General features: G+C 61.9%; 14 protein-coding genes. 7 read left to right on the top strand and 7 right to left on the bottom strand.

Features of this window, described 5'->3' with window-relative positions:
* Nucleotides 1–48 precede the first annotated feature (48 nt).
* Genes BBF94_RS23630 through BBF94_RS23640 form a run of 3 tightly spaced genes read left to right on the top strand, consistent with a single transcriptional unit; the run spans nt 49 to nt 4,084 of the window.
* Entirely contained in the window at nt 49–1,647 is a 1,599-nt protein-coding gene (locus tag BBF94_RS23630) for an ABC transporter permease (protein ID WP_065261373.1), read from the top strand.
* The gene (locus BBF94_RS23635; protein WP_065261374.1) at nt 1,644–2,459 is read left to right on the top strand and encodes an ABC transporter ATP-binding protein; all 816 of its coding nucleotides are present in this window, start codon (nt 1,644–1,646) and stop codon (nt 2,457–2,459) included. The genes BBF94_RS23630 and BBF94_RS23635 overlap by 4 nt, the downstream gene beginning before the upstream one ends.
* 14 nt (nt 2,460–2,473) lie before the next feature.
* Nucleotides 2,474–4,084 (top strand): arylsulfatase, encoded by a 1,611-nt coding sequence (locus BBF94_RS23640; RefSeq protein ID WP_065261375.1) that lies wholly within the window; start codon nt 2,474–2,476, stop codon nt 4,082–4,084.
* Nucleotides 4,085–4,301: 217 nt separating this feature from the next.
* On the opposite strand, the gene BBF94_RS23645 is transcribed toward BBF94_RS23640, so the two are convergent.
* A complete protein-coding gene (locus tag BBF94_RS23645) occupies nt 4,302–5,375 on the bottom strand; it encodes a fatty acid desaturase (protein ID WP_065261376.1) in 1,074 nt (357 codons plus the stop codon).
* 100 nt (nt 5,376–5,475) lie between these two features.
* On the opposite strand from BBF94_RS23645, the gene BBF94_RS23650 reads away from it, so the two are divergent.
* Nucleotides 5,476–6,480, top strand: a complete 1,005-nt coding sequence (locus BBF94_RS23650; protein ID WP_065261377.1) for an AraC family transcriptional regulator — start codon at nt 5,476–5,478, stop codon at nt 6,478–6,480.
* Between the two features lie 130 nt (nt 6,481–6,610).
* On the opposite strand, the gene BBF94_RS23655 is transcribed toward BBF94_RS23650, so the two are convergent.
* Both BBF94_RS23655 and BBF94_RS23660 read right to left on the bottom strand, forming a co-directional pair.
* Entirely contained in the window at nt 6,611–7,996 is a 1,386-nt protein-coding gene (locus BBF94_RS23655) for a heavy metal sensor histidine kinase (RefSeq protein ID WP_065261378.1), read from the bottom strand.
* Nucleotides 7,986–8,666 carry a heavy metal response regulator transcription factor gene (locus tag BBF94_RS23660; RefSeq protein WP_065261379.1) on the bottom strand — a complete coding sequence of 227 codons (681 nt, stop codon included), beginning with the start codon at nt 8,664–8,666 and terminating at the stop codon, nt 7,986–7,988. The genes BBF94_RS23655 and BBF94_RS23660 overlap by 11 nt, the downstream gene beginning before the upstream one ends.
* Before the next feature lie 136 nt (nt 8,667–8,802).
* Between BBF94_RS23660 and BBF94_RS23665 the strand changes: the two genes are divergently transcribed.
* Nucleotides 8,803–9,285 carry a GlcG/HbpS family heme-binding protein gene (locus BBF94_RS23665; RefSeq protein ID WP_065261380.1) on the top strand — a complete coding sequence of 161 codons (483 nt, stop codon included), beginning with the start codon at nt 8,803–8,805 and terminating at the stop codon, nt 9,283–9,285.
* A gap of 16 nt (nt 9,286–9,301) precedes the next feature.
* Complete coding sequence (gene uraH, locus BBF94_RS23670; RefSeq protein ID WP_065261381.1) at nt 9,302–9,712, top strand: hydroxyisourate hydrolase; 411 nt, start codon at nt 9,302–9,304, stop codon at nt 9,710–9,712.
* 123 nt (nt 9,713–9,835) lie between these two features.
* On the opposite strand, the gene BBF94_RS23675 is transcribed toward uraH, so the two are convergent.
* On the bottom strand, nt 9,836–10,519 hold the full coding sequence (locus BBF94_RS23675; protein WP_065261382.1) for a Crp/Fnr family transcriptional regulator: 684 nt from the start codon (nt 10,517–10,519) through the stop codon (nt 9,836–9,838).
* A gap of 85 nt (nt 10,520–10,604) precedes the next feature.
* Here BBF94_RS23675 and BBF94_RS23680 point away from each other — a divergent pair, with 85 nt between their 5' ends.
* Nucleotides 10,605–11,129, top strand: coding sequence for an Mpo1 family 2-hydroxy fatty acid dioxygenase (locus BBF94_RS23680; RefSeq protein ID WP_065261383.1), 525 nt, complete (start codon nt 10,605–10,607; stop codon nt 11,127–11,129).
* Nucleotides 11,130–11,181: 52 nt separating this feature from the next.
* Here the strand turns inward: BBF94_RS23680 and BBF94_RS23685 are convergent, their stop codons facing one another.
* Genes BBF94_RS23685 through cysT form a run of 3 tightly spaced genes read right to left on the bottom strand, consistent with a single transcriptional unit; the run spans nt 11,182 to nt 13,879 of the window.
* Nucleotides 11,182–12,171 (bottom strand): sulfate/molybdate ABC transporter ATP-binding protein, encoded by a 990-nt coding sequence (locus tag BBF94_RS23685; protein WP_065261384.1) that lies wholly within the window; start codon nt 12,169–12,171, stop codon nt 11,182–11,184.
* Between the two features lie 3 nt (nt 12,172–12,174).
* Entirely contained in the window at nt 12,175–13,047 is an 873-nt protein-coding gene (gene cysW, locus BBF94_RS23690) for a sulfate ABC transporter permease subunit CysW (protein ID WP_065261385.1), read from the bottom strand.
* Nucleotides 13,048–13,060: 13 nt separating this feature from the next.
* Complete coding sequence (gene cysT, locus BBF94_RS23695) at nt 13,061–13,879, bottom strand: sulfate ABC transporter permease subunit CysT (RefSeq protein ID WP_007952818.1); 819 nt, start codon at nt 13,877–13,879, stop codon at nt 13,061–13,063.
* Nucleotides 13,880–13,983: the final 104 nt, after the last annotated feature.

Below are 13,983 nucleotides of genomic sequence, written 5' to 3' on the forward strand. Positions count from 1 at the left end.
TTCAGCTAATTCCGCTGACACGATCCAACCCGACAACGGAGGTCAACCATGGCCCGTGAATCCCTGCTCAGCCTGCCACTGGCCGCACCGTCGTTGAACAGCGGGCGCACCTGGCCAGGCGTGGCTCACCGCGTTTTACCCTGGATATTGCCGCTGGGTCTGTTCGCCCTGTGGTGGCTGGCTGCGCGCAATCAGTGGATGAGCGAACAGATCCTGCCGGCCCCGTCACTGGTGTGGAACAGCGCGATCGAGTTGTCCCGGGGCGAACTGTGGAGTCACTTGTGGATCAGCCTGCAACGGCTGTTCTGGGGCCTGCTCGCCGGGATCTCGGCCGGTGCCGTACTCGGCGCGGCGCTGGGTTTCAGCCGTCGTCTCGAACGCCTGATCTTCCCGACCTTTGCCGGCCTGGCCCAGGTGCCGACACTTGCGTGGGTTCCGCTGTTCATGGTGTTTTTCGGCATCGGAGAAACGCTGAAACTGGTGGTACTGGTCAAGGCCATCGTGGTGCCGGTGACCCTGCACACTTTGGTCGGCGTGCGGGACTCGCAGCCGAAACTGCGCGAAGCCGCCGCCGTGTTGCGCCTGCCGTCACACCTGCTGATCCGTCGACTGGTGTTGCCCGCTGCTCTCCCCGCATTCATGGCCGGCGTGCGTCTGGCGCTGGCCGCTGGCTGGACTTCGCTGCTCGCCGTTGAGCTGCTGGCCTCCAGCGAAGGCATCGGCTACCTGATGGTCTGGGCACGGCAGTTGTTCATGCTCGACATCGTGTTCGTGTGCATCGTTATGATCGGTCTGATCGGCGTGGCGATGGATCGCGGCATCGGCCTGCTGGACAAAAAACTGGTGCACTGGCCGCACCCGGCCACGGCGGAGATTCGTCGCGGCCCGCGTTATGACGGCTGGCAGCGCGTGCAGCCGTGGCTGTTGCCGCTGGGGTTGTTTGCGCTTTGGCAACTGGCAGTCGATCAGCAGTGGGTCGACGCCAACATTCTGGTCAGCCCGTTGGCCGTGCTGGAGACCACGAAGCAGGGCCTGCTCGACGGCACGTTGATCAGCGGCATGGCCCTGAGCCTGGGCCGCACCCTTGGCGGCTTGCTGCTGGGTGGTGGGTTCGGCTTTACGCTGGGCCTGTTGTTGGGGCTCTCGCGCACCAGCGAACGTGTGCTCGGCCCTACCCTCGCCGCCTTGCGCCAGATCGCGATTTTCGCCTGGGTGCCACTGCTGACCGCATGGTTTGGCCTGGGCGAACTGGCGAAGTGGGTATTCGTGGCCCTTGCCGCCTTCTTCCCCCTGTTCATCGCCACCCAGCGCAGCGTCGCCAACCTTTCACCGCAACTCGACGAAGCCGCGCAGGTGCTGCGCCTGAGCCTCGGCCAGCGCCTGCGTCGACTGGTGCTGCCGGGCGCCGCGCCGGGGATTTTCGCCGGGCTCAGATTGAGCCTGATTTACGCCTGGCTCGGCACCATCGGCGCCGAATATTTCATGCCGTCCAACGGCGGTATCGGCAGCCAGATGATCGGCGCCCAACAACTGCTGCGCATGGACCTGATCATGGCCGGGATGCTGCTGGTCGGCCTCACCGGCGCCCTGCTCAACCTCATTGGCCAACGCCTGGAAATCCGCGCCACCCGCTGGAGACACGCATGAACGCACCGATTGTCAGCTTCTCTCACGTAGGCAAATCCTTCGACGTCGACGGTTTCGAATTGGAGGCGATTCGCGAATTCAACCTCGACATCGCCGAGGGCGAGTTCGTCGCCATCGTCGGCTCCAGCGGCTGCGGCAAGTCCACCTTGCTGCGCTTGCTGGTGGGTCTGGACACGCAGTTTCGCGGGCAGATCACCGTGGATGGCAAAGCCGTCAGCGGCATTGGCGGCGAACGCGGCATTGTATTTCAGGAGCATCGTTTGTTCCCGTGGCTGACCGTGGCCGACAACATCGGCCTGGGCCTGGTGAACGAACCGCTGAGCACCGCTGAAAAGCAGCAACGCATCAACGATTTCATCGAGCTGGTGGGTCTGCGCGACTTCACCCGCGCCTATCCGCATCAACTCTCCGGTGGCATGGCCCAGCGCGTGGCGATCGCTCGCGGATTGGTGGCGAGCCCGCGGATCCTGCTGCTCGACGAACCCTTTGGTGCCCTCGACGCACTGACCCGCCAGCAGATGCAGGACGAACTGCTGGCGATCCGCGAGCGGGCGAAGATCACCACGATTCTGGTCACCCACGATGTCGAGGAAGCGATTTTCCTCGCGGATCGCGTGGTGGTGATGGAGCCACGCCCGGGCCGGATCAAACATGTGGTGGGCATCACCCTGCCCCATCCGCGCCAGCGCAGCAGTTTTGACTTCCATCAATTGCGCGAAGAACTGCTGCATGAGCTGACCAGTGACGATCACTACCAACCGAGCGCGCCGGTGCAGATCCGTGATCTGCCGTTGTCGTTCATTGCCTGCTGAACAGGAGTCTGTTGATGTCGCAACGTCCCAATTTTCTGGTGATTCTGGCCGATGATCTCGGCTTCTCCGACATCGGTGCCTTCGGTGGTGAAATAGCCACGCCGAACCTCGATGCCATTGCCGGCAATGGCCTGCGCCTGACCGATTTTCACACCGCACCGACCTGTTCGCCGACCCGCTCGATGCTGCTGACCGGCACCGATCACCACATCGCCGGCATCGGCACCATGGCCGAAGCGTTGACCCCGGAACTCATCGGCAAACCGGGCTACGAGGGTTACCTCAACGACCGTGTCGTCGCGTTGCCGGAGTTGCTGCGCGAGGCCGGTTACCAGACCTTGATGAGCGGCAAATGGCACCTGGGCCTGACCGCCGAACTGGCGCCCCACGCCCGTGGCTTCGAGCGTTCGTTCTCGTTGCTGCCCGGCGCGGCGAATCACTACGGATTCGAACCGACCTATGATGAACACACGCCGGGCCTGTTGAAATCCACGCCTGCGCTGTACATCGAAGACGACACGTTCATCGACGAATTGCCGAAGGATTTCTATTCCTCCGACGCCTTCGGCGACAAGCTGTTGCAGTACCTCAAGGAGCGCGATCAGAGCCGGCCATTCTTCGCTTACCTACCGTTTTCCGCGCCGCACTGGCCGTTGCAGGCACCCGCGGACATCGTCGAAAAATACCGTGGCCGCTACGATGCGGGACCAGAAGCGCTGCGCCTCGAACGGCTGGAAAAACTCAAGTCGCTGGGGCTGATCGAGCCGGAGACCGAACCGCATCCGCTGATCCGGCTGACCGCGCAATGGGACGCGCTGAGCGATGAGCAAAAACGCATTTCCGCCCGGGCGATGGAAGTCTACGCCGCGATGGTCGAGCGCATGGACTGGAACATCGGTCGCGTCGTCGATTACCTGCGTCAACAAGGCCAGCTCGACAACACTTTCATCCTGTTCATGTCCGACAACGGTGCCGAAGGCGCGCTGCTCGAAGCCTTTCCCAAGTTCGGCCCCGAGCTGCTGACCTATCTGAACCAGCATTACGACAACAGCCTGGACAACATCGGCCGCGCCAATTCCTACGTCTGGTACGGGCCGGACTGGGCGCAGGTGGCCACCGCACCTTCACGCCTGTTCAAGGCGTTCACCACCGAAGGCGGGATTCGGGTTCCGGCGCTGCTGCACTATCCACAGTTGCCACTGAAAGGGCAGATCAGCCATGGTTTCGGTACGGTGATGGATATCACGCCGACCATTCTCGATCTGGCCGGCGTGCGCCATCCCGGCAAGCAATGGCACGGCAAACCAGTGGCGCCGTTGCGCGGTAAATCCTGGCTGGGCTTTTTGTCCGGTGAGACCGCGCAGGTGCATGACGAACACACCGTCACCGGTTGGGAATTGTTCGGGCGCCGGGCGATTCGGCAGGGGCAGTGGAAGGCGGTGTGGATTCCCGGGCCTGTAGGGCCGGCGACCTGGCAGCTTTATGATCTGGGCAACGATCCAGGGGAGATTCATGACCTGGCGTCGAGTCAGCCGGACAAGCTCAACACCTTGATCGGGCACTGGCAGAAGTATGTGGAAGAGACTGGCGTGATTTTGAGTGCCTCGCCGTTTCAGCCGGATTGAGGAAGATCAAGAGCCCCCCTCACCCCAGCCCTCTCCCCTAGGAGAGGGAGCAGACCGAGGTGTCTTTAGCTATACATCGACCTGAGAAACCGAGTTGATTGTGGATTCGGTAAAGCACTTTCAAGTCGGTGTACCTCCCCAATATCCCCCAATCAGTCCCCTCTCCCCCTGGGAGAGGGTTAGGGTGAGGGCTGGTTCCCAAGCCGAACATGCAAAGTCAGTTCACCTCGATCGCCTTACCTGCCACCCCCAGATTTTCCTTGCGAACAAACCGGTTCGCCCGCTTAAACGTCCCAAAGTCGTTAAACCGAACCCCCATCTCCCGCATCACCTTATGCGCCACCGGCACCGTCAACTGGCGAATGTAGAACGGCTCCTTCACCACGAAATGATGAATCCCGTGACTGCTGCCGAAGTTGAAGCAGAACGCCTGCAACGGCCACAGCCACCATGGATTGAGCACCTGGCATTGCTGAAGCACATTGCCCGGCTCCACATCCCCGTAGTAATGCATGTTCGAGCTGATGAAGTGCAGGCAAAACGTGCGCAACACGTTCGGGCCGATGATCACCACAGCGGCAATATCGATCACTTGCATCACCGACAACGTGGTCGCTGACCATTCAATCGGCGAGCCCATCAACCAGGCAATACCGTTGGCTCCGTGGAACCCGAGAAACACATACCACGCGCCCCAATGCACCAGCGCCAGCGGTGCATAGACCTTCAGCGAGCGCTTGAGGATGCTGAACTTGTGCGCCCCGGTCTTGGCCCGAAGCATGCGGATGAACGCCGACATCACGTTGTCACCGACCATCAGCAACCGCGCAAAACCCCATGGCTCTCCGTTGGTGATCGCCCGCTCTTCCATGTCGGTTTCGGTGCCGGAGACCTTGTGATGATTGAGGTGCAGATGGCGGCGGATCCACGGATTGATCGTGCTCGGTCGCGCCAGCCACACCAGGCCCATCATCAGGTTGTGCGGCACCCGCTGTTTTCGGAAATACATGCTGTGGATAAGGTCGTGCTCAAGCTCATGGGTCAACGAGGCAAAAAACGCGTTGAGCAACAGACACACCCACCACGCCATGTGCCCGTTGATGTAGAGCGCCGCCGAACCGATCATCCCGGCCAGGGCAAAGGCCAGAATTCCCGCCCCGATGGCATCCTGATGCAGGAGAATCGGGTAGCGCTCGCGCAGCTCGACGCCTTTGGCCAGCACCACTTCGCGAATATGCGCTGATCGCTGGGCAGCATTGTGTCGCCGGGGACTTGCAGAAGTACGGTCCATGCTTCCATCCTCTGGTTATTGATGTTCGCATCCTGCCCCGCGCAGGATCCGGACGCGGTAGCCGAGAACGCCAACCTGTTGACCGGAAGCGCCAATCAGCATGAAGGAACCGACTTCTCTCGCCAGCTGGACCCGTGCCCTGCGCAAGCAACTCGATGCGCTGGGGCTGGACAGCACTGACCTGTGCCGTCAGGCCGGGCTCGATCCGCAATGGATGGACGATCCGAATGCGCGTTATCCGTTGTCCGCCACCACACGCCTGTGGGAAATAGCGGTGCAGGTCAGCGGCGATCCGGCGATTGGTCTGCGGGTGTCGCGGTTCGTCAGCCCCACGACATTTCACGCACTGGGATACGCGTTGGTGGCCAGCGGCAGCCTGCGGGAAGTGTTCGAGCGGATCGTGCGCTATCACCAGGTGGTCAGCGACGCCCTGGAACTGGAGCTGACCCGCTCGGAAGACCGCTACCGGTTTCGCCTGAAGATTCCCGTCGGCAACCCGGCGCCGGCGTTCGAGGCCATCGACGCCTTCACCGCGATCTACGTGCGCACCTGCCGCAATCGCCTGGGCCGCGATTACGCGCCGCTGGCGGTGTACCTGCGCCGCCCGGAACCGGCCGATGCGCATCAATGGCACAAGGTGTTCCGCTCGCCGGTGCATTTTGCCGCCGAAGAAGATCGCATCGAATTCGCCCTCACCGACTTCGACAGCCACCTCGACGACGCCAACCCGGAGCTGGCCGAACACAACGAAGCCGTGCTCAAGCGCACCCTCGCCCAGCTCAAGCCGCTGACCTGGGAGCGCAAGGTGCGCGACGCCATCGAAGAACAGCTGCCCGAAGGCGAGCCCAGCGCCGAGCGCATCGCCCAGGCCCTGCACTTGAGCCTGCGCAGTCTGCAACGGCATCTGGCGGACGAGGGTTGTCGTTTCGACACGTTATTGAATGAAAGCCGCGAAAACCTCGCGCTGCTGCACCTGCGTGACCCGCAATGCTCGCTGAGCGAGGTCAGTTATCTGCTGGGGTTTGCCGATACCAGCAGCTTCAGCCGCGCGTTCAAGCGCTGGACCGGAATGACGCCGGGGCAGTTTCGGGATCAGTTGCGCTGACGGGTCTGGAATTTGTATTGAGTCGACCAGCCTCTTCGCGGGCAAGCCCGCTCCCACAAGGATTGGGGCGCACAAAATCTGTGTCAGATCTCGACTACTGTGGGAGCGGGCTTGCCCGCGAAGAGGCCATTCAGATCGCTGCAAATCCAAGCTCAAAAACCGTACCCGTTGCATCACTGCTCACCCGCACCCGCCCACCATGCAACTGCATGATCGACTGCACGATCGCCAGTCCCAATCCACCGGAGTCTCCCGGCTCCGCACGGGACGGGTCGACGCGGTAGAAGCGGTCGAACAGTTTGCCCAGATGCTCCTGCGCGATGACCGGGCCGAGGTTGTGGACCTGCAGCCAGCACAGGCCTGGTTCATCGCGCCGGCACAGGCAGATGGCCGAGCCGGCGTCGGCGTGACGTACGGCGTTGGCCAACAGATTGCCCAAGGCGCGTTGCAGCAATTGCCGATCGGCCAGCAATTCTCCGCTGAACGTGTTTTCGAGGCGGACTCCCCGATCATCGGCCAGCGCTTCGAAGTAGTCGCACAACTCAGCGCCGATTTCGTGCAGTTCCAGTGTGCGCAGATCGAGCGTCCGCTCGGCCTGCTCTGCACGGGCGAGAAACATCAGGTTTTCGGCCATGCGCTTGAGCCGTTCGAACTCTTCCATGTTCGACGCCAGCACTTCCTGATACTCAATGCTGCTGCGCGGATGATTCAGTGCCTGACCGTTGCTGGCGAGCAAGGTGTGCAGGGGCGTGCGGATTTCGTGGGCGAGGTCGGCGGAAAACTGTGACAGGCGCTGGAAACCGTCGTCCAGCCGCACCAGCATGCCGTTCAGCGCGTTTACCGGCTCCAGCAATTCCGCTGGCGTACCCGCAGTGGGAACACGGTGGTCGAGGCTGCGCAGGTCGATGCCGCGCAGCGCTTCACTCAGCTTGCGCAGCGGCTGCAAACCCCGGCGCAACAGCACCAGGCCCAGCGAGAAGGCGAGCAAGGCACCCAGCCCGACCGCCAGATACAAGCGCAGGCGATAGCTGCCGAGCATCTGCTCGCGCTCGCTCAACACCTTGCCGGCGATCACGGTCAGCGATTCGCCATGCGGTCCTTGGGCCTGACCGGACAACAGGGCCAGCCCGACACCGTCCGACGCTTGCCAGGTCAGCACATCGCTGCGTTGTGGAGATTGATCCCGAGGAATGGCCTGCACAGGCGGCAGTGCACGTTGGCGGGGGTTGATCGTGATCACATTCGAGCCGTCCGCGCGTCGCACCAGCAGCAGGCTGTCGAGATTGCCGAGCATGTTCTGGTACAGCCGTGGCCGCGCCTGCAAGGCGTCGAGGCTGTCGCTGTCGGCGAGCAATGCACGTACCTGTTCCAGGCGACCGAGCAACGCCATGTCGTCGCGCCAGGCGATTTCCGAGGCCAGCGAGCGATACAGGAACACGCCAATCGCGCTGAGTACCAGTGCGCAGACGGCAGCGAACGCCAGAGCCAGACGCCAGGCGATGGATTTAGCGCGCATCGTCGGGCGCTTCGAGTTGATAGCCGACCCCGCGTACGGTGTGGATCAGTTTGGGCATGTATGGATCGTCGACTTTCGAACGCAAGCGGCGCACCGCGACTTCGACCATGTTGGTATCGCTGTCGAAATTCAGGTTCCACACCTGCGAAGCGATCAATGTGCGCGACAACACTTCACCCTGGCGGCTGGCGAGCAAATGCAGCAGGGCGAATTCCTTATTGGTCAGGGCGATACGCTGACCGCCCCGGCTGACCCGGCGGCGCAGCACATCGATTTCCAGATCGGCGATGCTGTACGACTCGGCTTCACGCATCGGTCCGCGGCGCAACAACGTGCGCACCCGCGCGAGCAATTCGACGAAGGCGAACGGTTTGAGCAAATAGTCATCGGCCCCCAGTTCCAGGCCACGCACGCGGTCTTCGATGGCGTCCTTGGCCGTCAGGAACAGCACCGGCGTGGCGCCACGTTGACGGATCAGCTGGAGCAATTGCCAGCCATTGAGGCCGGGCAGCATCACGTCGAGGATGATCAGGTCGTATTCCTGCTGCTCGATGAAGTAGCGCCCGTCGAGGCCATTGAGTGCCACGTCCACGGCGAAACCCGACTCGCCCAGCCCTTTGGCGAGGAAATTCGCGGTTTTGGCTTCATCTTCTACCACCAGCAAACGCATGGCACACCTCGATTGATCAGAGACACAGGCTAGGCTCCTTCGACCGTGTTGCCCATTACAAACTTGTAATCCGGTTGACGAGGTTTCGACGGGGAGCGGCGGATAAGGTGACGGCCTTCGCTTTTGGAGCCTGCCCATGACCGTCAAATACTTGGTTGCCAGCCTGGCAATCGTCCTCGGCACTGCCGCATTCGCTGCGCCGGAGCTGCCCGGTCACGCCGATCTCGATCTGAACACCGCCCGGCTGCTGGCCGACGCGGCACTGGAAAACTGCACCGGCACGGTGTCGGTACTCGACCGTGGCGGCAACCTGCTGGTGACCTTGCGCGCCGACGGCATCGGCCCGCATAACACTGTCGCCAGCCAACGCAAGGCCTACACCGCGCTGTCGACGAAAACCCCGACCCGGCTGTTCGCCGAGCGCGCCCGCAGCAACCCGGAAACCGCCAACCTCAACACCCTTGATGAGTTGCTGCTGCTCGGCGGCGGCATTCCGCTATTCGCCGAAAAAGAACTGGTCGGCGCCATGGGCGTGGCCGGTTCCGGGGGCGGCGAGCAGGACGAAACCTGCGCAATCAAGGCTGCCGACATCGTCGGCCTGTCCATCAACCGTACTTGAACCCAGGAGCATCACCATGACCCCACTACGCATGACTTTCGCCGCGCTCGCCCTGAGCGCTTTCTCGAGCCTGGCACCGGCCGCCGGCAACCCGCTGAGCGTGCATGTACTCAATCTGGAAAACGGACTGCCGTCGCCGGGCATCAACGTGACATTGGAACACCATGTCGGCCAGGACTGGCAGCCGCTGGCTCAGGGCACCACCAATGAACAGGGGCGGATCGCCGAGCTGTTCCCGGCGAACCAGCCGTTCAAGGCGGGTGAATATCGGGTGGTGTTCAAGACCGGCGAGTACCTCGAGAAAGCCGGGCACGAGACGTTCTTTCCGGAGATTCCGGTGATCTTCAAAGTGAAGCAGACGGATCAGCATTACCACATCCCGCTGCTGCTGAGTCCGTATGGCTTCTCCACCTATCGCGGTTCGTAGGCCACATACAATTCACTTGTGGGAGCGGAATTGCCCGCGATGGCGTCGGGTCAATCGACATAAAGGACAACTGACAGACCTCAATCGCAGGCAAGCCCGCTCCCACAGGGATAGTGGTGGAAACTAAAGGGTGGCGAGTGCTCGCAATCGTACGGCGTCGAGGATTTCGATCTCGCCATAACTCAAGCCGATGACCCCCTGCCCCTGCAACTCCTTGAGAATCTGATTGGTGGTCTGCCGCGACAGCGACAGCATCGACGCCAGTTGCTCCTGGGGCAGTTGCAATATGCGGCGCGGCGGGTCGAGTTCGCCGTAGCCTTCGGCGATCAACAGCAGGCGATGGGCCAATCGCGCCGGGGCCGGCAGCAGGCTGAGCTGTTCGAGATTGATGAAGGTCAGGCGCAATTTCTGGCTCATCAGCAGGGCGAGATGCCGCCAATAGACAGGGTGTTCGTCGAGCAGTTTCAGCAGCGTGGCTTGAGGGATATTCAGCAACAGGCATGGGCCGACCGCGTAAGCGTCATGGGTACGGGGCTGACCATCGAACAGGCAGATTTCGCCGAACCAGTGCGGCGCCTCCACCAGACTCAGCAACGCCTCCTTGCCCTGCTCGCTGACAGCGCCGATGCGTACCGAGCCATCGAGCACCGCGTACAGCCCGCACGGCGCATCGCCGCGCTGGAACAGCCGCTGTCCAGCCGTCAGCCGCCGCTCCCTGGCCACTGCCAGCAGACTATCCTGAAAGGACAGCGGCAGATGACTGAACCATTGCCCGGTCAGCAGGCGTTCGCGCCAGACCTTATCCATGGGTTCTCCTGAAGATTGTCGCCTGCCTGACAGAGCGAACCGTGAACACGGGGCATGATTCGCTCACCCTACAGGAGGAACAACAATGAAAAGCCTCGTCGATCATTTGAGTCAATACGCCGCTTACCACCGCGATCCACGCAACATTGCCAGCCACTTTATCGGGATTCCATTGATTGTGGTGGCGGTGGCCGTGCTGTTGTCGCGACCGGAATGGTCGGCGGGCGGGTTGTGGATTTCCCCGGCAGTGATCGTCGCCCTTGCTTCGGCATGGTTTTACCTGCGTCTGGAACTGAAGCTCGGGGTGTTCATGACCGTGTTGATGGGGCTGTCGGTCTGGGCCGGGCATGCCTTGGCGCAGCAGAGCACCCTGGTCTGGCTGAGCGCAGGTCTGGCGATGTTTGTGATCGGCTGGGCGATCCAGTTTGTCGGGCACCACTACGAGGGGCGCAAACCGGCGTTCGTCGATGACTTGAGCGGATTGATTGTCGGGCCGCTGTTTGTGGTGGCGGAACTGGCGTTCATGCTCGGGATGCGCCATGAGCTGAAAGAGCAGATCGAGGCGCGGGCGGGTGTGGTGCGGGTCAATCCGAATCGTGCAGCCGCCTGAACCACTGACCTCTCGCTCGTTCCCACACCCGGCGTGGGAACGAGCGATGCATTTAGAGGCTTGCGACTTTCTGCCAGACCTTCGGCTTGAAGAACAACGTCTCACCCTTGGCCAACCCGGTCAGGCTGTCGTGATCCTTCACCACTTCCGCCTCGATCAGATCCGTCTGCCCTTCAACCTTCAACGTCACCCGCGTGGTCGCGCCCAGTGGGCGGATATCGCGAACCTCGGCGGCGTGGTGATCCTCCAGTTCATGCCGCGACAGCGACACTTCGTGCGGACGGAACAGCACATGATTGTCATCCCCCAGATGCAGACGGTTCGAATCGCCGAGGAAGTGATAGACAAAATCGCTGGTCGGGTTTTCGTAGACGTCGCCCGGTGAACCGATCTGCTCGATCACGCCCTTGTTCATCACCACGATGCGGTCGGCCACTTCCATCGCCTCTTCCTGGTCGTGAGTAACGAACACCGAGGTCAGGTTGATGTCTTCGTGCAGACGCGCCAGCCAACGGCGCAGTTCCTTGCGCACCTTGGCGTCGAGGGCGCCGAACGGTTCGTCGAGCAGCAGCACTTTCGGTTCTACCGCCAGTGCGCGGGCCAGGGCGATACGCTGGCGCTGACCGCCGGACAGTTGCTCCGGGTAACGATCCGACAGCCAGTCCAGTTGCACCATGTTCAGCAACTCGTGGACCTTGGTCGCAATCTGGCTTTCGCTCGGGCGCTGGTTTTTCGGTTTCATGCGCAGGCCGAACGCGACGTTGTCGAACACCGTCATGTGGCGAAACAGGGCGTAGTGCTGGAACACGAAACCGACGTTGCGATCGCGCACGTCGTGGCCGGACACGTCTTCGCCGTGGAACACGATGTTGCCGTTATCCGGGGTTTCCAGACCGGCAATGATGCGCAGCAGGGTGGTCTTGCCGCAGCCGGACGGGCCGAGCAACGCCACCAGCTCACCGCTGTGGATGTCCAGGCTGATGTTGTCCAGCGCCTTGAACGCATTGAAATTCTTGCTGACGTTACGCACTTCGATCGACATGAATTATTCCTCCGCGGCGCTGGCGCGCAGGCGGTTGATACGGTTTTCGCTCCACTGCTTGAGCAGCAGGATGAAGAGCGCCAGGAGCAGCAACAGGCTCGCCACGGCGAATGCGGCCACGTGGTTGTATTCGTTGTAGAGGATCTCGACGTGCAGCGGCAAGGTGTTGGTCACCCCGCGAATGTGCCCGGAAACCACCGACACCGCACCGAATTCACCCATGGCCCGGGCGGTACACAGCACCACGCCATAGATCAGGCCCCACTTGATATTGGGGACGGTCACGTGCCAGAACATCTGCCAGCCGTTGGCGCCGAGCAGGCGCGCTGCTTCCTCTTCCTGAGTGCCTTGTTCCTGCATCAGCGGGATCAGCTCGCGGGCCACGAACGGCACGGTGACGAAGATCGTCGCCAGCACGATGCCCGGCAGGGCGAAGACGATCTGGATGTCATGATCCTGCAACCACGGCCCGAACAGACCCTGGGCACCGAACATCAACACATAGACCAGACCTGCGATCACCGGCGACACCGAGAACGGCAAGTCGATCAGCGTCACCAGCATGCTTTTGCCGCGGAACGAGTATTTGCTCACGCACCACGCGGCACTGACACCGAACACCAGGTTCAGCGGCACCGAAACCAGCACCGCGATCACCGTGAGTTTCAGCGCCGACAGGGCATCCGGTTCAAAGATCGCGGTGAAAAACGCACCGAGGCCGTTCTTCAAACCCTGCGACACCACGATAAACAGCGGCAGCAGCAGAAACAGGAAGAAAATCAGCCAGCCGAGACCGATCAGGACTCTGCGCGAAGTCGCGCTGCCACGGCGGGCAGCGTTGGCCGAGGCAGCGGCCGCAATGGACGATTGGGACATGGTTCGCGCCTCCTTATGGGGTTTCAATGCGCCGCTGCAGCAAATTGATCAGCAGCAACAGGACAAAGGAAACCACCAGCATCAACACGCCGATGGAGGTAGCGCCGGTGTAATCGTACTGGTCGAGCTTGACCATGATCAGCAGCGGCAGGATCTCGGTTTTCATCGGCATGTTGCCGGCGATGAAAATCACCGAACCGTACTCGCCGACGCCCCGTGCAAACGCCAGGGCGAAACCGGTCAGCCAGGCCGGCAACAGCGCCGGCAGCAGAATGTGACGGAACACCTGCAACGGTTTCGCACCGAGGCATGCCGCCGCTTCTTCGACTTCACGGGGGATATCGGCCAATACCGGCTGCACCGTGCGCACCACGAACGGCAGGGTCACGAAGGTCAGCGCCAGGGTGATTCCGAGCGGGGTGTAGGCAATCTTGAAACCGAGGTCGGCGGCGAACTGCCCGACCAGTCCGGTCGGCGTGTACAGCGCCGTCAGGGCGATACCAGCCACAGCCGTGGGCAGGGCGAACGGCAGATCGATCATCGCATCGATCACCTTGCGTCCCGGGAACGTGTAGCGCACCAGTACCCAGGCCAGCAACGTGCCAATGATGCCGTTGATGATCGCGGCGCACAGCGCGGTGCCGAAGCTCAGCTTCAGTGCAGCGAGAACGCGGGGCGCGGAGATGATCGTCCAGAACTGATCCCAGGTAAGTTGAGCGGCGTGGACGAACATCGCCGCCAGCGGGATTAGCACAATCAGGCTGAGGTACACCAAGGTGTAGCCCAGCGTCAGCCCGAAGCCGGGTATGACGGGGGAGATACGACGCGACATAAAAGTCCCTGGTTAAAAACGCATCAGTGTGGGAGCGAGCCTGCTCGCGAAGAGGGAGTATCAGTCAACATCCCTGTCGACTGAAATACCGCCTTCGCGAGCAG

Origin of the sequence: Pseudomonas bananamidigenes (assembly GCF_001679645.1) — a bacterium.
GTDB classification, from domain to species: domain Bacteria; phylum Pseudomonadota; class Gammaproteobacteria; order Pseudomonadales; family Pseudomonadaceae; genus Aquipseudomonas; species Aquipseudomonas bananamidigenes.

Excerpts from the sequence above, each read along its gene's own strand:
- BBF94_RS23630 (WP_065261373.1), top strand. The coding sequence starts at position 49 with ATGGCCCGTGAATCCCTGCTCAGCCTGCCACTGGCCGCACCGTCGTTG.
- BBF94_RS23635 (WP_065261374.1), top strand. The coding sequence starts at position 1,644 with ATGAACGCACCGATTGTCAGCTTCTCTCACGTAGGCAAATCCTTCGAC.
- BBF94_RS23640 (WP_065261375.1), top strand. The coding sequence starts at position 2,474 with ATGTCGCAACGTCCCAATTTTCTGGTGATTCTGGCCGATGATCTCGGC.
- BBF94_RS23645 (WP_065261376.1), bottom strand. The coding sequence starts at position 5,375 with ATGGACCGTACTTCTGCAAGTCCCCGGCGACACAATGCTGCCCAGCGA.
- BBF94_RS23650 (WP_065261377.1), top strand. The coding sequence starts at position 5,476 with ATGAAGGAACCGACTTCTCTCGCCAGCTGGACCCGTGCCCTGCGCAAG.
- BBF94_RS23655 (WP_065261378.1), bottom strand. The coding sequence starts at position 7,996 with ATGCGCGCTAAATCCATCGCCTGGCGTCTGGCTCTGGCGTTCGCTGCC.
- BBF94_RS23660 (WP_065261379.1), bottom strand. The coding sequence starts at position 8,666 with ATGCGTTTGCTGGTGGTAGAAGATGAAGCCAAAACCGCGAATTTCCTC.
- BBF94_RS23665 (WP_065261380.1), top strand. The coding sequence starts at position 8,803 with ATGACCGTCAAATACTTGGTTGCCAGCCTGGCAATCGTCCTCGGCACT.
- uraH (WP_065261381.1), top strand. The coding sequence starts at position 9,302 with ATGACCCCACTACGCATGACTTTCGCCGCGCTCGCCCTGAGCGCTTTC.
- BBF94_RS23675 (WP_065261382.1), bottom strand. The coding sequence starts at position 10,519 with ATGGATAAGGTCTGGCGCGAACGCCTGCTGACCGGGCAATGGTTCAGT.
- BBF94_RS23680 (WP_065261383.1), top strand. The coding sequence starts at position 10,605 with ATGAAAAGCCTCGTCGATCATTTGAGTCAATACGCCGCTTACCACCGC.
- BBF94_RS23685 (WP_065261384.1), bottom strand. The coding sequence starts at position 12,171 with ATGTCGATCGAAGTGCGTAACGTCAGCAAGAATTTCAATGCGTTCAAG.
- cysW (WP_065261385.1), bottom strand. The coding sequence starts at position 13,047 with ATGTCCCAATCGTCCATTGCGGCCGCTGCCTCGGCCAACGCTGCCCGC.
- cysT (WP_007952818.1), bottom strand. The coding sequence starts at position 13,879 with ATGTCGCGTCGTATCTCCCCCGTCATACCCGGCTTCGGGCTGACGCTG.